Here is a 17,443-nt window from a genome sequence, read left to right as displayed (position 1 = left end):
AGCGCTCAGGCGTTTCGCATGCCGCCCCGGCCGGTGCGCGGCCGGCGGGTCAGGGAACGATGTTGACGAGCTTGGGCGCCCGCACGATCACCTTGCGCGGCGCGCCGTCGAGGTAGGCCCGCACCTTCTCCGAGGCGAGCGCCAGCTCCTGCAGATCGGCCTCGGAGATCGTCGGCGCGACCTCCAGGCGGTCTCTGACCTTGCCCGCCACCTGCACGACGCAGGTGACCGACTCGCGCACCAGCAGGGCCGGGTCGGCGACCGGCCAGCCGCCGCGGACGATCGTCGGGCCGTGGCCCAGCCGCTCCCAGCCCTCCTCGGCCACGTACGGCGTGACCAGCGACAGCATGACGGCCAGCGCCTCGGCGGCCTCCCGCACGGCGGGGTCGGCCGCGCCGGGGCCCGCGTCGATGGCCCGGCGCGCGGCGGTGGTCAGTTCCATCATGCGGGCGATGGCCACGTTGAAGTGGTAGGACTCGATCAGCCGGGTGACCTCGTCGATGGCGCGGTGGGTGACCTTGCGCAGCTCCAGGTCGCCGGCGGCGGGGTCCACGCCCGGCGCGGAGGCCGCGCCGGCCTCGGCCATGACGCGGAACGCCCGGGCCAGGAACTTCTGCGAGGCGCCCGGCGAGACGGCCGCCCAGTCGATGTCGTCCTCCGGGGGACCGGCGAACAGCATCGTCAGGCGGACCGCGTCCACGCCGAAGTTGTCGATCTGCTCGCCCAGGTCGACGCCGTTGCCCAGGGACTTGGACATGCCCTTGCCCTGGTTGATGACCTCGCCCTGGTTCAGCAGGCGCACGAACGGCTCGGTGAAGTCGACCATGCCCATGTCGTGCAGGACCTTGGTGAAGAACCGGGAGTACAGCAGGTGCAGCACGGCGTGCTCGGAGCCGCCGACGTACTGGTCGATCGGCCCCCAGCGGCGCACCTGCTCGACGTCGAACGGCCCGTCCTCGTAGTGCGGCGAGCAGTAGCGCAGGTAGTACCAGGAGGAGTCGACGAAGGTGTCCATCGTGTCGGTGTCGCGCTGGGCGGGGCCGCCGCACTTGGGGCACTCGACGTTGACCCACTCGGTGGCGCTCGCCAGCGGCGAGACCCCCTTGGGGGCCAGCGCCTCGCCGCGCAGGTCGGGCAGCGTGACCGGCAGCTGCTCGTCCGGGACGGGCACCTCGCCGCAGTCGGGGCAGTGGATGATCGGGATCGGCGTGCCCCAGAAGCGCTGGCGCGACAGCAGCCAGTCGCGCAGGCGGTAGTTCACCGCCGCGCGCCCGGCGTCGTGCTCGTCAAGCACCTCGATGATGCGGGCGATGGCCTCGGTCTTGGACAGGCCGTCCAGCGGCCCGGAGTTGACCAGCGTGCCCTCGCCGGGGGTGGCCACGCCGGTCTCGCCGGGGTCGGCCAGGCCGGTGTGCACGACGACCCGCACGGGCAGGTCGAACTTCAGCGCGAAGTCCAGGTCGCGCTGGTCGTGGGCGGGCACCGCCATGATCGCGCCGTGGCCGTAGCCGGACAGCACGTAGTCGGCGGCCCACACCGGCAGGCGCTCGCCGTTGACCGGGTTGACGGCGTAGCGGCCAAGGAAGACGCCGGTCTTCTCCTTGTCGGTGGCCAGCCGCTCGATGTCGGTCAGCTTGGCGACCTGGGAGCGGTAGGCCGTGAGCTCCGGCAGCCGCTCGGGGTCGCACAGTTCCTCGGCCAGCGGCGCGTCGGCGGCGACCACGAAGAACGTCGCGCCGTACAGGGTGTCGGGGCGGGTGGTGTAGACGGTGACCGGCTCGTCGCGGCCCTCGATGGCGAAGCGGACGTCGGCGCCCTCGGAGCGGCCGATCCAGTTGCGCTGCATGGTCAGGATGCGCTCGGGCCAGCCGCCCAGCTGGTCCATGTCCTGCAGCAGCCGGTCGGCGTACTCGGTGATCTTGAAGTACCACTGGGTCAGCTCGCGGCGCACGACGTCGGCTCCGCAGCGCTCACAGCGGCCGGCGACGACCTGCTCGTTCGCCAGCACCGTCTGGTCCTTGGGACACCAGTTGACCAGGCCGCCCTTGCGGTAGGCCAGGCCGCGCTCGAAGAAGCGGTTGAACAGCCACTGGTTCCAGCGGTAGTACTCGGGGTCGCTGGTGTGCAGGCGCCGGGACCAGTCGAAGGAGATGCCGTACCTCTTGAAGGAGGTGGCCTGGGTCTCGATGTTGGCGTAGGTCCACTCGGCGGGGTGGGCGTTGCGCTTGATCGCGGCGTTCTCGGCCGGCAGCCCGAAGGAGTCCCATCCGATGGGGTGCAGCACGTTGTCGCCGCGCTGGAGCCAGTAGCGCGCGACGACGTCGGCGATGGCGAAGACCTCGCCGTGCCCCATGTGGAGGTCGCCGGAGGGGTAGGGGAACATGTCGAGCAGGTACTTGCGCGGACGCGCGTCATCGGCGTCCTCGTTCGCGCGGAAGGCGTCCAGTTCCTCCCACCGGGCCTGCCACTTCTCCTGCAGCGCCTGCGGATCGTACTGCTCGTCACTCACGGCCATGTCCCTCGGATCGACTCAGCGCGGATGGCTGGACCAATAAAGAAACCCCTCGTGGGCACGAGGGGCAGCCGCGTCGACCGGTGTCTCAGCTCGGTCGGCGCGGCCCGCTAAGAAGCAGGGTCCTGCCACGCATAGCTCAAGGGTAGCGCAGCGGGCAATCGGTCTTCATGGCCTTCCGGCGGCACCCCTGATAACCCAGGGAAAACGGGCAGGCGGCGGACCAAAGGTGATAGATCCGTTGTGACCTCATATGTCCCTTTAGTTTACCCTTTTCGCGTGGCGAACTCGTATGAACCGGCACGTGGCCCCAATGTCGCGGAAGAGAGCCTGCCGATGCAGGACCCTCCGACCGACCCGACAGGCCTGCAGTTCAGGGGAGCTTTCTCGGATTCTCCTGCGGAGACCCCCGCTCCGCATGAGATCATGCCGAGCACCCCCAATCCGGGCATGATGTCGGGAGGTTCGCCAGCAATGGCTCCTGAGCAGTCCAGCCGGTCCACGCGACCCCCAGCGTGGCCGGAGATGCCGCCTCCTCCCCCGCCCCCATCGCCCTCGGTGTTCGACCCGGCGCCCTACGGCGGCCGCGCCGCCGATCCCCTCTCGCCCGGAGAGGGGCAGCAGTACGGCGCCCACGCCCCTCGCGACACCGCCACGCAGACGGCCTTCCCGCCTCCGCCGCCGCTCTCCGACCCGCCGTTCTCCCCGCAGCCCACCGGGCCCCAGCAGTACACCCCCCAGCCCACCGGACCGCAGTACACCTCCCAGCCCACGGGGCCGCAGCAGTACACCCCCCCGCAGCCCAACGCGCCGCAGCAGTACACCTCCCAGCCGACCGGGCCGCAGTACACCTCCCAGCCCTCCGGGCCGCAGTACACCCCGCAGCCGACCGGGCCCCTGCCGCACGGCCCCTCGACCGGCCCGCAGCAGCCGCACACCCCGCACCCCGGCTCAGCTTCCGGGCCTCAGCGGCAGGCGGCCACCGGCCCGCAGGCCTACGCCCCCGCCGGCGACCAGCGGTACACGCCTTCGCCCACCGGCCCGCAGGGGTACGCCCCCTCGCCGTCCGGTCCCCAGCAGGTGCCCGGCCGTCAGGCCCCGTCCGCGACCGGCCCGCTCCAGGCGCCGACGGGCGCGTACGTCCCGGCCGGCACCGAGACCACCATGCGGGTGCCCGGCCCGGCCGCGCCCGAGGCCCCGCCGGGACGTCGTCACGCCGCCCCGGACGACCCCGCCGACCCCTACAAGCCGTTCGTCACCGCCGGGCAGATCAGCGGGCCCAAGACCCCTCCCCCGGAGCGCCAGCAGGAGCTGTGGAACACCGTCTTCGGCGAGAACTACGACGCGATGGGCGAGGAGGGCGACGACGAGGCCGGCAACGGCAGGCGCGTATGGCTGCCGGCGCTGGTCGCCTCGGTCCTGGTCGCCCTGGTGGCGGCCCTGCTGTGGGCGTTCCTGGTGGGCCCGCTGAGCGGCTCGGGCGGGCACGGCTCCGCCGCCTCCGGTGATCCCTCCCCCAAGAGCACCGCCAAGGCCTCCACCTCCGGCAAGGGGGGCACCGGCACCACCAAGCCGCAGTCGATCGGCCGGCTGCCCAGGTACCGCGGCCAGGCCTCGCCCCGCGCCGGCATCCTCACCGACAAGGCCGCCGGCCTCAGCGTCGTGCGCCTCGGCGGGCCGTGGCGGCTGGACCTTCGCTCCCAGCACGTCCAGGAGACCTACGGCTACACCACGCGCCAGTACGTCGCCGCGGGCACGGACCCGGCGGGCAAGCCGCAGTTCGCGCAGGTCATGACGGGGCGGCTTCCCGCGGCCCTGGCCTCGAAGTACGACGCGGCCAAGCCGGACGACCTGGCCCCGGTGATCAGCTCGGTGGCCTTCTCCGCACGCAACAAGTTCTTCCCGGCGGGCAACAAGATCGTCAAGACCGCCGAGCAGAAGGTCGCCGCCGGCGGGCACCCCGCGCGCCTCGCCGCCTACCAGGTCATGGCGGGCGACGCCAAGACGACGCTGGTCGTCGCCGCGGTGAGCACGGGGGCCGATCTGCCGGTGATCGTCTACATGGCGGTGCCGGACGGCAAGAAGGAACTGCTGCCCGATGTCAACACCGTGTTCTCCTCGATCAGGCCGGCCGGCCCCGCCTCCTGATCCCGGCGGGCCGCCTCCGGCCGGTCCGCCCCGGCCGGGCGGCGGCCCGGCGGCCCGCTAGAAGTCGCAGGGCAGGTGCTTGACGCCGTTGATGAAGCTGGAGAACAGCCGCTGCGGCCGGCCCGCCTCGATGCGCGGCACGCGGTGGAGCAGCTCGCGGAACATCAGGGTGATCTCGCGGCGGGCCAGGTGGGCGCCCAGGCAGAAGTGCGGGCCGGGGCCGCCGAAGCCGACGTGCGGGTTCGGGTCGCGGGTGATGTCGAACCGGTAGGGGTCGGCGAACACGTCGGCGTCCCGGTTGGCCGACCAGTAGTACAGCACCGTCTTCTCGCCCTTGTGGTAGGTCGTGCCGTTCAGCTCGATGTCACGGGTCACCTTGCGCCGCATGTAGTTCACCGGCGAGGCCAGCCGGACGATCTCCTCCACCGCCTTGGGCGCGTGGCCCTCGACATCGCTCAGCCAGCGCGCCTTCTCGGCGGGGTTGCGGGTGAGCAGCAGCAGGCCCTGCGAGATGGCGTTCCTGGTGGTCTCGTTGCCGGCCACGACGAGCAGGATGAAGAACGACCCGAGCTCCTGCATGGTGAGCCGCTCGCCGTCGACGTTGGCGTTGACCAGCGAGGAGGTGAGATCGCCCGTGGGGTTCTCGGCGCGGAAGGCGGCGAGGTCCTGCACGAGCTGCTGGAGCTCCATCCCCGCGGTGAGCAGGGCGCTGACGATCTCGTCCTGGTCGCCGGAGGGCACGTACTCGGGGTCGGAGGCGCCGAGGATGACGTTGGACCGGTCGAAGACGTACCCGTAGTCCTTCTCGGGGATGCCCATCATGTCGCAGATGATCTTCAGCGGCAGGCGGGCGGCCACCTCGGTGACGAAGTCGCAGCCGGGCCCCTTCTCCAGCAGCTCGTCCACGATGCGGGCGGCCGCGGCCTGCACGTCCTCCTCGAACTTCTGGATCATCTTCGGCGTGAAGGCCCGCGAGACGATGCGCCGCAGCCGGGCGTGCCGCGGGTCGTCCATGTTGATCATCGAGCCGAAGTACTCGGCGAACTCGGCGGGCATGTCGGCGATGTTGGTGGCGCCGCCCTCGCCCGAGCTGAACACCTCCGGGTTGCGGCTGATCGCCAGGACGTCGGCGTGCCGGACGATCGCGTGGTACCCCTCGCCCCGGGGCGCGAACGACAGCTCCGGCTCGGCGAAGAAGACCGGGGTCTCACGGCCGCGCAGCAACTCGAAGGCGTGCTCGCGCTCGGCCATCGGCCGTGCCCAGAAGTCCCAGTCGGACAGGTCGATCTGGTCGTAGGAGGTGATCGGTCGGCGGCCGGGGGGTGTTTCCACGCTCATGCTTCCATGATTGAGAGAAGTGCTCACTTACGTCAAACCGCGCGCGATCTTCCAGCGGCCGCGGGCGGCTCAGCGGGTCCGGTAGGACATGTGCTTGATGCCGTTGATGAAGTTGGACAGCAGGTAGTCCGGCTCGCCGGTGGCCCGGATGCCGGGCAGGCGGGTGAACAGCTCGCGGAACATCACCGTGATCTCCCGCCGGGCCAGGTGCGCGCCCAGGCAGTAGTGCGGGCCGGGGCCGCCGAAGCCGACGTGCGGGTTGGGGTCGCGGGTGATGTCGAAGACGTCGGGGTCGTCGAACACCGTCTCATCCCGGTTGGCCGAGTTGTAGAACAGCAGCACCTTGTCGCCCTTGGTGTAGCGCTGTCCGTTCATCTCGTGGTCGCGGGTCAGCGTGCGGCGGAACTGGACCACCGGGGTGGCGTGCCGCACGACCTCCTCGACCGCGCCCGCGATGCGGGCGTCGAAGTCGCCCAGCAGCAGCTCTCGCTGGCCGGGATTGTCGGTGAACAGCTTCAGGCCGTGGGAGATGGCGTTGCGCGTGGTCTCGCTGCCGGCCACGACCAGCAGGATGAAGAACGACCCGAGTTCCTGGGAGGTCAGGTGCTCCTCGCCGTTGACCAGCATGCCGGTGAGGTCCTCGACGGGCACGCCCCGGCGCTCGCGTCCGAGCCGGCGGGCCAGCGCGCTGAGCTCGTGCCCGGCGCGCAGCAGCTTGGCCAGGCCCCGGGCGACGTTCCACCGGTTGATGTCGGGACGGATGCCGCTGTACTCGGCGTCGGCGTTGCCCAGGATGATGTTCGTGTTCCGGAACACCATTTCTTGATATTTCGCGGGAATGCCCATCATGTCGCAGATCACCTGCACGGGCAGGCGCGCCGCGATCTGCAGCACGAAGTCGCCCGGCCCCTCGGCGACGGCCCGGTCGACGATCTCGCGGGCCGCCCGGGCGAGGTCCACCTCCATCTTCCGCAGGATCTTCGGAGTGAAGGCCCGGGAGACGATGCGCCGCAGCCGCGCGTGCGCCGGATCGTCCATATTGATCATGGAGCCGAAGTAGACGGCCAGCCACCTCGGCATGTCCGGGATGCTGTTGGCCGTGGGCTCGCTGCTGAACACCCCCGCCGCGCGGCTGGCCTCGGTGACGTCCGCGTGCCGCACCAGCGCGTAGTAGCCGGGCCCGTGCCCGATGAACGGGATCTTGTTCTCCCGGACGAACACCGGCCGCTCCAGCTCCCGCAGCCGCCGGAACGCCTCCTCCCGACGGCGCGGCGGCAACCCCCAGAACGGGATCTCCGACAGGTCGACGCCGGTCAGGTCCGCGGTCATCTCACGCCCCGCGGATCAGGTCGGCCGCCCGCTCGGCGATCATGATGGTCGGGGCGTGGGTGTGGCCGCGGTTCAGCATCGGCATGACCGAGGCGTCCACCACGCGCAGCCCCGGCACGCCGATGACGCGCAGCGAGGGGTCCACCACCGCGTCGTCCTCGATGCCCATCTTGCAGGTGCCCGCCGGGTGGTACAGCGTCTCGGAGCGCTCGCGGACGTACCGGGCGAGCTCCTCGTCGGTCCGCGCGCCCTCGTAGGGCTTCATCGGCGCGCCCGCGTACGGCGCGAGCGCCGTCGTGGCGAACGCCTCCTGCGCCCTTCTCAGCCCGGCCACCATCCGGCGCACGTCGGCCTGCGCGGTCAAGTAGCGCGGGTCGATCACCACGTCCCGGCCGTCCAAGGTGATCCGCCCGCGGCTCTCGGGCTGGAGCAGGATGACGCCGATGGTGATCCCGTGCCCGGGCGGCGGGGTGAGCCCGTGATCGACGAACGGCGCCGGGGCGAACAGCAGCTCGATGTCCGGGGCGGGCTCCTCGGGGGAGGTCCGGACGAAGGCCACCGCCTCTCCGACGTTGGAGGTCAGCAGGCCGTCGCGGCGCAGCAGGTAGCGGGCGAGGTTGCCGAGCGACTCGGCGCCGGCCAGGGTGACCGGCCGGGGGCACTCCAGCATGATCGCCGAGGCGAGGTGGTCCATCAGGTTGCGCCCGACTCCGGGCAGCTCGTGCCGCGGCTCGACCCCGGCGGCCCGCAGCGCGTCGGGGTCGCCGATGCCCGAGAGCATGAGCAGGTGCGGCGAGCCGATCGCCCCGGCCGACACGATGACCTCCTTGCCCGCACTCACCCGGCGGCCCCCGCCGTACTCCACGCCCGTCGCCCGGCCGTCCTCGTCCAGCAGGAGGCGCTCGGCCTGCGCGGCGGTGAGCACGGTCAGGTTCGGGCGGCCCATCGCGGGCCGCAGGTAGGCGTCGGCGGCGCTCCAGCGGCGTCCCCGGTCCTGGGTGACCGGCGTCGGGGAGAAGCCCTCGTTGGAGGGGCCGTTGAGCTCCTCCAGGCGGGTGAGCCCCATCTCCTCGCAGGCGCGCAGGAACGCCTGGGTGGTCACGTTGGGGGCGCGCAGCTCGGAGATGTAGGTCGGGCCGTCGGTCCCGTACACCGCGCCGTGATTGGAGCCGATCCGCCGCTCCGAGCGCCGGAAGTACGGCAGGACCTCCTCGTAGGACCAGCCGGGCAGGTTCCAGCCGTCGTAGTCGGCCCGGTGACCGCGCACCCACATCTGGGCGTTCATCGACGAAGAGCCGCCCAAGGTCCTGCCGCGGGGCCAGTACAGTCTGCGCCCGCCCATCTCCTTCTGCTCGGCGGTGGTGAAGTCCCAGTCGTAGGGGGTCTTGAACAGCTTGGAGAAGGCGGCGGGCACGCGGATCTCGAACTTGCGGTCGGCCCCGCCGGCCTCCAGCAGCGCCACCCGCACCGAGGGGTCCGCCGAGAGCCGGTTGGCCAGGACGCAGCCGGCCGAGCCCGCTCCGACGATGACGTAGTCGTACTGCATGGGGGCCTCCGGGGGGACGTGATCGGCTCCCACCGTACTTACGCCCGCGCGCCGCCCCGCGTCCACGCTCGTTACCGGATAGTAGCTATCGGCTGGCAAGATGACGCCGACCCCCTGCGAGCGCCACCGCGCCGTACGCGCCGGGGCGCCGGCAGCACGAGGAGATCGCCATGCTCAACCTTTCCGTCATCCTGGAGGACAGCGCACGGGAGCGTCCCGACCGCACGGCCGTGGTGTTCGGAGACCTGCGCATGTCCTATGCCCTGGTGAACTCCCTGGCAGACCAGGTGGCGGGCCTGCTCGCCTCGCGGGGCATCGGCAGGGGCGACAAGGTCGCGCTCGCCTGCCCGAACCTGCCCTACTTCCCGATCGTCTACTTCGGCATCCTCAAGGCCGGCGCGACCGTCGTCCCGCTCAACGTGCTGCTCCAGGCCCGCGAGATCGCCTACCACCTGCGCGACTCGCGGGCCAAGGCGCTGTTCTGCTTCGAGGGCACCCCCGAGCTGCCGCTCGGCCGGCGCGGCCACGAGGGGTTTCGCGAGGCGGTCGCCGAGGGCGGGCCCGACGCGGACGGGTTCTTCATCCTGCCCGCCACCCCGCTCGGCACCGAATCGGGCATCGAGGGCGTCCCGACCCTCTGGACGGCGCTGAGCGGGCTCCCCGACCGGTTCGAGACCGTGGCCACCGCTCCGGAGGACACCGCCGTGATCCTCTACACCAGCGGCACCACAGGGCAGCCCAAGGGCGCCGAGCTCAGCCACCAGAACATGCTGCTGAACGCCGTGGTCTCCGACGAGATGTTCGAGCTGACCGGCGACGACGTCTTCCTGGCCGCCCTGCCGCTGTTCCACTCCTTCGGCCAGACCGTCATCATGAACGCCGGCTTCCGCCGCCGGGCCGCCCTGGTGATGGTGCCGCGCTTCGAGCCGGCCGCGGCGCTGGCGCTGATGCGCGAGGAGCGCGTGACCATGTTCGCGGGTGTGCCCACCATGTACTGGGCGATGCTCACCTCGGTGCACGCGGACGGCGCCGAAGTGCCCTCCACCCTGCGTACGGCGGCCTCGGGCGGCGCGTCGCTCCCCGTGGAGGTGCTCAAGGACTTCGAGAAGACCTTCGGCCTGCCGGTGATGGAAGGCTACGGGCTGTCGGAGACCTCTCCGGTGGCGAGCTTCAACCAGCGCGGCCGGCCCGCCAAGCCCGGGTCGATCGGCACCCCGGTCTGGGGTGTGGAGATGAAGCTGATCGACCCGGCGTGGAACACCGTCGCAGGCGAGGGACCGGGCGAGATCGCGATCCGCGGGCACAATGTCATGAAGGGCTATCTCGGGCGACCGGAGGCCACCGCCGAGGTGACGAAGGACGGCTGGTTCCGCACCGGGGACATCGCCACCCGCGACGCCGACGGCTACTACTTCATCATCGACCGCGTCAAGGACATGATCATCCGCGGTGGGTTCAACGTCTATCCGCGCGAGCTGGAAGAGGTGCTGATGACCCACGAGGCGGTCTCCCTGGCCGCCGTCGTCGGCGTCCCGCACGGCTCCCACGGCGAGGAGATCAAGGCGTACGTGATCCGCAGACCCGGCGCGACCGTCACCGAGGACGAACTGCTCGCCTGGTGCAAGGAGAACATGGCGGCCTACAAGTACCCGCGGCTGCTGGAGTTCCGCGATTCGTTCCCGATGACGGCCAGCGGCAAGATCCTCAAGCGCGAGCTGCGCTGACGGCTCCCGACCCGCCGGCGTCATGGGCATCTGCGTCACGGGCATCCGCGTCACGGGCATCCGCGTCACGAGCATCCGCGTCACGGGCATCCGCGTCACGAGCGTCGGCGTCACGGGCATCTGCGTCACGGATCCCGGCCGCCGCAGAGCAGGGACTCCAGGCACGCGACCTCCCCAAATCGGGCAAAACAACAAGGAGGCGGGTCGAAGGATCTCCCCTGAACTGGAGGCGATGCCATGGACGTCCGCGATCACATGCGGCGGGTCCCCGAACTGGACAGGTTTCCCAGCGTGGACGAGATGGGCGCCGAGCTGGACGAACTGGCCGCCCGCTACCCAGGCCTGGTACAGGTGCGCCGCATCGGCGCCTCACGCCTGGGCGAGCCTCTGCGGGCGCTCACCGTCGGCGACGGGGACCGCGACGCGCTCATCATCGGCGGCCCGCACCCCAACGAGCCGATCGGCTCGCTCACCGTCAGCCACCTGACCCGTCTGCTCTGCCAGGACGCCGCCCTGCGCGAGGGGCTCGGCTACCGCTGGCACCTGATCCCGTGCGTCGACCCCGACGGCGCCCGCCTCAACGAAGGCTGGTACGCCCGCCCCGGCGACCGGCGCCACTACGCCCGGCAATTCTACCGGCCCGCCTGGCGCGACCAGGTGGAGTGGACCTTCCCGATCTCCGGCGAGGGCTACGCGTTCGACCGCACCCTCCCCGAGACGGAGGCGCTGATGCGGCTCATGGACCAGGTGCGGCCGGCCTTCGTCTACTCCCTGCACAACGGCGAGTACAGCGGCGCCTTCTTCTACCTCAACCACCACGACCCGGCCCTCGCCGCCCGGCTCACCGAACTACCCGCCCTGGAGGGCATCCCGCTGCACCACGGCCAGCCCGAGCTGCCCGGCTCGGTCGCCATCGCCCCGGCCGTCTACCCCACCCCTGGCGGGCCCGGCCAGGCCAGGATCTTCGGCTCCGGCGGCGGCAGCGCCGACTACGCCGCGAGGTTCGGCGCGCTGCACCTGATCACCGAGCTGCCGTACTGGGCCGACGAGCGCGTCTGCGACCCCAGCCCCACGGCCACCTCCTACGGCGAGGTCATCAAAACCGGGCTCGCCGCGCAACGCGAGGCCATCGACGTCCTCAGCGCGATCATGGCGGCGGTGCGGGCCGACCTCACCGTCCACTCGCCCTTCCGCCGCTCCGTCGAGGACATGCTCGACACCTACCGCAGGTTCGCCGACGTGTGGGAGGGCCTGCCCGGCGTCGAGCGCCCCGCGACCGTCGCCGAGCAGTTCGGCAACCGGCAGACCCTGCACATGCGCCGATTACGCTCCTGCGGGACCTTCCGCCGCATGCTGCACGCCGAGGTCGCCGCCGGCAACCTCACCCCCGCCATCCGGGCGCAGCGGGAGCGGCTGGGCGAGCTGTTCGACGCCTGGTACGCCGAGGCCGACGCCGAGTCGGGCGGACGGCCGATCGCCATCCGCAAGCTGGTCGCGGTCCAGCTCGCCGCCGGCCTCGTCGCCGCCGAACACCACGCCCGGCGCTGAGCGGTCACGCACCCCTCTGAGCCGTCCGGTCACGTGCGGGGCCGTGGCACGTACGCCGCCGTGGCATACACGAGGCCGTGGCACGTACGGCCGGGCACGTGCCGGGAGAAGGCGGCGGCCCGCCCGGGCTCCTCAGGGGAGGCCGGACGGGCCGTCGTCACGTGATCGCGTGGGGCGCCGATCAGGGCCAGTCGAGCGCGGGCCGCAGCGGGACGCCCGACTCGCCCCGGTCGCCGAGCTTCACGCCGAGCACCTGGTGGAGCTGCACCTTGTTGCGCTCGAAGCCGACGATGCAGCCGGCCATGTAGAGCCGCCACACCCGCGCCGTGCCGGGGCCGACCTCCTCGACCGCTTCGTCCCAGTGGGCGTCGAGGTTGGCGCACCACTTCTCGAGGGTCTTGGCGTAGTGCTCGCGGAGGTTCTCCTCGTGCCGGATCTCGAAGCCGGTGTCCTCCATCTCGCGGACGAGATGACCCACCGACTCAAGCTCCCCGTCGGGGAAGACGTAGCGGTTGATGAAACCGCCCTTGTTGATCGTCCTCTCCTTGCCGGTCGGCCGGGTGATGCAGTGGTTGAGCAGCCGGCCGCCGGGCTTGAGCTTGCCGTACAGGAAGCCGAAGTAGCCGGGAAGCTGGTCCTTGCCGATGTGCTCGGTCAGGCCGATGGAGCTGACCGCGTCGAAGCCGGTCTCGGCGACGTCGCGGTAGTCCAGGTGGCGCACCTCGGCCAGCTCCGACAACCCCGCCTCGGCGATGGCCTTCTGCGCCCACTCGGCCTGCTGGCGCGACAGCGTGACCCCGAGGCCCTTGACCCCGTAGTGCTTGGCCGCGTGCATCACCATGCCGCCCCAGCCGCAGCCGACGTCCAGCAGACGCATGCCCGGCTTGAGGGCGAGCTTCTTGGCGACCAGGTCGAACTTGGCGAACTGCGCCTCCTCCAGCGAGGAGCCCTCCTCGGGGAAGGTCGCGCAGGTGTAGGCCATGGAGGGGCCGAGCACCCACTCGTAGAACCGGTTGGAGACGTCGTAGTGGTGGTGGATCGCCTCGGCGTCCCGCTGCTTGGCGTGGCGGCTGCCGAGCCTCGCCATGGCGCTGCGGCGGACCTCCTGCGGGGGCGGCGGCACCCGCATGAGCAGCGGCTTGACGCCCAGCGACCGCGCGACGGAGATCTTCTCCTTCACCGGCATGTCGTTGAGCGTGATCTGCGCCATCTCCGACAGCAGGGTGTACATGTCGCCGTGCACGTCGATGTGACCGGCGATGTAGGCCCTGGCGAGCCCCATCTCCCCTGGCGACTGCGCCAGGTAGGCCACCGCTATGGGCGACTTGACCTCGATGCGGACGGAAGCGCCCGACGGCCCCGCCTTGCTGCCGTCGTACGCCGCGAACTCGATGTTCGCGTCTGGCCCGACGATCTTCTCGAAGATCTGGGCGAGTGTCATGCGACCAACCTCCTCAACGCCCCCGTACGCATTTCTCATAGAGGTCGAGCAGCCGGGCGCCCGGATCGTAGGCACGTTTGACCGGCCAGTAGGCGTCGCCGTTGTAGAGACGCCAGAACTCCTCACGGGGGTAGAACGATGTCGAGTACAGGGACTTGTGGCCGCCCAGGTCGTGCACGGAGTTCTCGATCAGCCGGTTGTGGTAACCGTCGAACTGTCCGCGCGGGAGGGCGACCATGCCCCAGAACCCGAAGTTCACATAGAGCTTTCCCGGCTCCAGCGGGTACAGCGGCCACTCGCCGGTGGCCTTCAGCGGGCACATCCACACGGGCGTCATGCCCACCTTGCCGTGGAAGAACTCCAGGAAATCGGCGCCTCGCTCGACCGGGACCTCCACGTCCTGGATGACCGACTCCTGTACCGGGTTGCCGCGCCACCGGTCTACGCGGGCCGTCACGCCGTACCTCTGGTCGAGCCCGACCAGCTTGCGGTAGACGTCCGAGCGCAGGTAGCGCCGCGGCATCAGCGAGCGCACCAGCGGCTGCTGCACGCCGAAGGCCCGCGAGCACCAGAACCAGTCGGTGTCCCAGCGCCACAGGTAGTCGCGGACGGTCAGCCAGTCGCGAGTGCGGGTGCGGATCGACTGGTAGTAGATGCGCATGCCGGTGTAGTCCGAGGCGTACGGCGCGCGGTCGGCGAACTGGCCGACGGTGATGTACATCTCGCCCGGCTCGAAGAACGTGCCGTCGACGAAGTCGACCTTCTCCCCCTCATAGTGGCCGCTGTCGCAGATCTCCTGCATGGCCAGCATGCATTTGGCGGCGTCGGAGAAGGGGATGTGCGTGAGCCGCACGTACGGCTTGACCGGGAGCAGCTTGATGCGCAGCCGCAGCGCGTAGCCCAGGGTGCCGTAGGAGTTGGGGAAGGCGTGGAACAGATCGCTGTGCTCGTTGTCGTCCCTGGCCACCAGGACGCGGCCGTCACCGGTGAGGATCTCCATCTCCTCGACCGACTCGTGCGGCAGCCCGTGGCGGAAGCTGGAGGACTCGATGCCGAGCCCGGTGACCGCGCCGCCCAGGGTGATCGTCTTGAGCTGCGGGACGACGTACGGCATGAGGCCGGCCGGGAGCGTGGCGTCCACCAGGCGCTCGTAGGTCGTCATGCCCTGGACCTCGGCGGTCCTGCTCTCCGGGTCCACCTGGATCACCTTGTCCAGGTCGCGCGCGGTGAGCTTGGCCGTCTTGCCCGGCTCACGGAACCGGAACAGGTTCGTCGTCGGCTTCGCCAGCCTCGGAGAGGCTCCGTCCGGGAGGGCGGTGTAGGACTCCCTGATCTGCTCCACAGCCGCTCGATGGGCTGTCATCTGGGCGGTCGTCCTCACCGTGCGATCTGGCATGCCACCACCCCCTATAACTAAGTGCGTGGAGATCGACGCTACGACGCTATCTCCTGTCTTGACCATCGACCAGAGTAGACACGTTAAACCCGCGCAAACTCCCGACCCCCCTTCAAAGCGTTGTGGCACAAGGGTTAGCGTCATGTTCGCAGGTGAGAGGCGGGGCGGTGGGAACCGTTTTCACCAAGCGTTTGCTTGCTACCGCGATGGGGACTATCGTCGGCATCGCACCCGAGGAGAACAGCGATGAGCACGAACGGCGCCCCGGACCCCCATAACGCCCCGGCACCGCACAACACCCCCCAAACGCCCCCTCTTCCTGCCTCCACCACCTCGGCCAGGGCCGCCGACGACTCCCCTCCCCCTGCTGCAGCCTCCGGCCCGGCCGCCGGCCCCGGGAGCGGCTCTCAGGGCGGACCGCTCGCCGGGGTGCGCGTGCTGGAACTCGCAGGGCTCGCGCCCGGGCCCTTCGCGGGCATGATGCTGGCCGACCACGGCGCCGAGGTGCTCAGGGTCGACCGCGTCTCCACCGTCGCCAGGAGCGGCGACCGCCCCCGCCCCGACGTCATGGACCGCGGCAAGCGCACCATCGGCCTGGACCTGAAGTCCCCCGACGGCGTCGCCGCGTTCAAGCGGATGGCCGCGACCGCCGACGTCGTCATCGACGTCTTCCGCCCCGGCGTGGCCGAGCGCCTCGGCATCGGCCCCGCCGACCTGCACGCCGTCAACGAGCGGCTCGTGTACGGCCGCATGACCGGCTGGGGCCAGGGCGGCCCGCTCGCGCCGACCGCCGGGCACGACATCGGCTACATCGCCATCGCCGGCGCCCTGTCGATGCTCGGCCGCGAGGGCGACAAGCCCACTCCCCCGATCAACATCCTCGGCGACTTCGCCGGCGGAGGCCTCATGCTCGCCTACGGGGTGGTGCTCGCCCTGTTCGAGCGCGAGCGCACAGGCCGCGGCAAGGTCATCGACGCCGCGATGGTCGACGGGGCCGCCTCCCTGTTCGCGATGTTCTACCACACCGCCCAGAGCGGCCTGTGGGGCCCGCGCGGCACCAACCTGCTCGACACCGGCGCCCCGATGTACGACACCTACGAGACCGCCGACGGCCGGTACCTCGCGGTCGGCGCGCTGGAGCCCGCCTTCTGGAACGAGATGGTCACCCGCATGGGCCTGACCGACCTGCCCGACCGGGACGACCGCGCCAACTGGCCGCGGATCCGCGAACGGCTCGCCACCGCCTTCAGGTCCAGGACACGCGCCGAGTGGGAGGCCGTCTTCGAGGGCTCGGACGCGTGCGTCACGCCCGTCCTGGACATGGGCGAGGCGGCCCGGCACCCGCACAACCTCGCCCGCGGCTCGTTCGTCGAGGTCGGCGGCGTCACCCAGCCGGCGCCCGCGCCCCGCCTGCTCGGCAGCGGCCGCGGCGACCTGGCGCAGGCCACCCGGCTGCACGACCTCACCTCCTGGGGCCTGTCCGACGAGCACGCCAAAGCCCTCCGCGCGGCCGGCGTCCTCGCCTGACCCCTCACCGGCAGCGTCCTCGCCAACCCTCGCCCCGGCTGAACCCGAACCGGCAGCGCCCCCGCCTGAACCCGAACCGGCAGCGTCCTCGCCGACCCCTCGCCCCGGCGTCCTGACTGAACCGTTCCGCCTGCGTCCTCGCCGAACCGCTACCGCCCGCGTTCTAGTTGAACCGCTACCGCCGGGTCCTCGCCGAACCGCTACCGCGCGTTCTGGTTCAACCGTTACCGCCGGGGTCCTTGCCTGTACCTGCGCCGGCGGTGTCCTCGTCCGCTTCGGTGACCACCGGCCCCTCGCGGGCTCGGCTCACGCCTGGGCGCGGGCCTGGTCCATGCCGGCGGGGACGGGAGTGTGGCCTGGCAGAACCGCCAGATACAGATCGACCCCGGCCCGGTGGTGGACCTCCAGGTCGGTGGTGAAGGCCCGCGCCGGCACCCCGCCCGACTCGGTGTGCCGCCACACCTGCTGCCACGCCTCGATGAGCGACTGCGGCATCGGGCCGTGCGCCTCGACCTTGAGCGCCTGGACGCCGGGCACACGCACCGCCACCATGCCCTCGGGCAACCCGGCCGCCGTGCGCACCGCCACCCCGACGACCTGGGTGTAGGCACCCTGATGATCGCTCTCGTAGTCGATCATCACCGCGTAGAGATTCTCGTCGATGCGCCCTGGAACGTGGGCGAACGCGCCCGGAGCACCGGCCCGTCCCCACAGGACCGGCAACTGCGCCCGCGAAGGATCGGCCTCCGCCGCGTTGCTGGTGCGCACGGCGTACCCGACGACGAGCACCTCCGGTCTGTCAACGATGATCATAACGCCTCCCCACTCGAGGGCCCCCCGCCTGCCCATCGCATCGCGCGGTCAATGCGGCCGGACCGGCCGACAGCCGACACGATCATCGCGCACAGAGGAGTCGGCAGGGGTACCCGGTCAG

The 17,443-nt window shown here is 71.0% G+C and carries 11 protein-coding genes; 4 read left to right on the top strand and 7 right to left on the bottom strand.

Annotated elements, in window-relative coordinates:
- Positions 1–49: 49 nt before the first annotated feature.
- Positions 50–2,515 (bottom strand): leucine--tRNA ligase, encoded by a 2,466-nt coding sequence (gene leuS / locus ACWEN6_RS00380; RefSeq protein WP_452568236.1) that lies wholly within the window; start codon positions 2,513–2,515, stop codon positions 50–52.
- 522 nt (positions 2,516–3,037) lie between these two features.
- On the opposite strand from leuS, the gene ACWEN6_RS00375 reads away from it, so the two are divergent.
- A complete protein-coding gene (locus ACWEN6_RS00375) occupies positions 3,038–4,660 on the top strand; it encodes a hypothetical protein (RefSeq protein ID WP_452568235.1) in 1,623 nt (540 codons plus the stop codon).
- A 57-nt stretch (positions 4,661–4,717) separates the two neighbouring features.
- On the opposite strand, the gene ACWEN6_RS00370 is transcribed toward ACWEN6_RS00375, so the two are convergent.
- From ACWEN6_RS00370 to ACWEN6_RS00360, 3 genes are all read right to left on the bottom strand, one after another.
- Positions 4,718–5,998, bottom strand: a complete 1,281-nt coding sequence (locus tag ACWEN6_RS00370) for a cytochrome P450 (protein ID WP_452568234.1) — start codon at positions 5,996–5,998, stop codon at positions 4,718–4,720.
- 69 nt (positions 5,999–6,067) lie between these two features.
- Positions 6,068–7,327, bottom strand: coding sequence for a cytochrome P450 (locus ACWEN6_RS00365; RefSeq protein ID WP_452568233.1), 1,260 nt, complete (start codon positions 7,325–7,327; stop codon positions 6,068–6,070).
- A 1-nt stretch (position 7,328) separates the two neighbouring features.
- On the bottom strand, positions 7,329–8,873 hold the full coding sequence (locus ACWEN6_RS00360) for a GMC family oxidoreductase (protein WP_452568232.1): 1,545 nt from the start codon (positions 8,871–8,873) through the stop codon (positions 7,329–7,331).
- Positions 8,874–9,043: 170 nt separating this feature from the next.
- Here ACWEN6_RS00360 and ACWEN6_RS00355 point away from each other — a divergent pair, with 170 nt between their 5' ends.
- Complete coding sequence (locus ACWEN6_RS00355; RefSeq protein ID WP_452568231.1) at positions 9,044–10,597, top strand: long-chain-fatty-acid--CoA ligase; 1,554 nt, start codon at positions 9,044–9,046, stop codon at positions 10,595–10,597.
- 237 nt (positions 10,598–10,834) lie between these two features.
- Entirely contained in the window at positions 10,835–12,145 is a 1,311-nt protein-coding gene (locus ACWEN6_RS00350) for a M14 family zinc carboxypeptidase (RefSeq protein ID WP_452568230.1), read from the top strand.
- 181 nt (positions 12,146–12,326) lie between these two features.
- Here the strand turns inward: ACWEN6_RS00350 and ACWEN6_RS00345 are convergent, their stop codons facing one another.
- Positions 12,327–13,586, bottom strand: a complete 1,260-nt coding sequence (locus ACWEN6_RS00345) for a class I SAM-dependent methyltransferase (protein ID WP_380829638.1) — start codon at positions 13,584–13,586, stop codon at positions 12,327–12,329.
- Between the two features lie 13 nt (positions 13,587–13,599).
- Positions 13,600–14,949 carry an FAD-binding oxidoreductase gene (locus ACWEN6_RS00340; RefSeq protein ID WP_452568229.1) on the bottom strand — a complete coding sequence of 450 codons (1,350 nt, stop codon included), beginning with the start codon at positions 14,947–14,949 and terminating at the stop codon, positions 13,600–13,602.
- Positions 14,950–15,228: 279 nt separating this feature from the next.
- On the opposite strand from ACWEN6_RS00340, the gene ACWEN6_RS00335 reads away from it, so the two are divergent.
- Positions 15,229–16,509: a CaiB/BaiF CoA transferase family protein gene (locus ACWEN6_RS00335; RefSeq protein ID WP_452568228.1), complete on the top strand. Its 1,281-nt coding sequence runs from the start codon at positions 15,229–15,231 to the stop codon at positions 16,507–16,509.
- A 306-nt stretch (positions 16,510–16,815) separates the two neighbouring features.
- Here the strand turns inward: ACWEN6_RS00335 and ACWEN6_RS00330 are convergent, their stop codons facing one another.
- Positions 16,816–17,322, bottom strand: a complete 507-nt coding sequence (locus tag ACWEN6_RS00330) for a GyrI-like domain-containing protein (protein WP_354849790.1) — start codon at positions 17,320–17,322, stop codon at positions 16,816–16,818.
- Between the last annotated feature and the right edge of the window lie 121 nt (positions 17,323–17,443).

It is taken from the genome of Sphaerisporangium sp. NPDC004334, assembly GCF_053602655.1.
The sequence above is the reverse complement of the archived record's forward strand: the minus strand, read 5'-3'. Positions and strand labels throughout refer to the sequence as shown.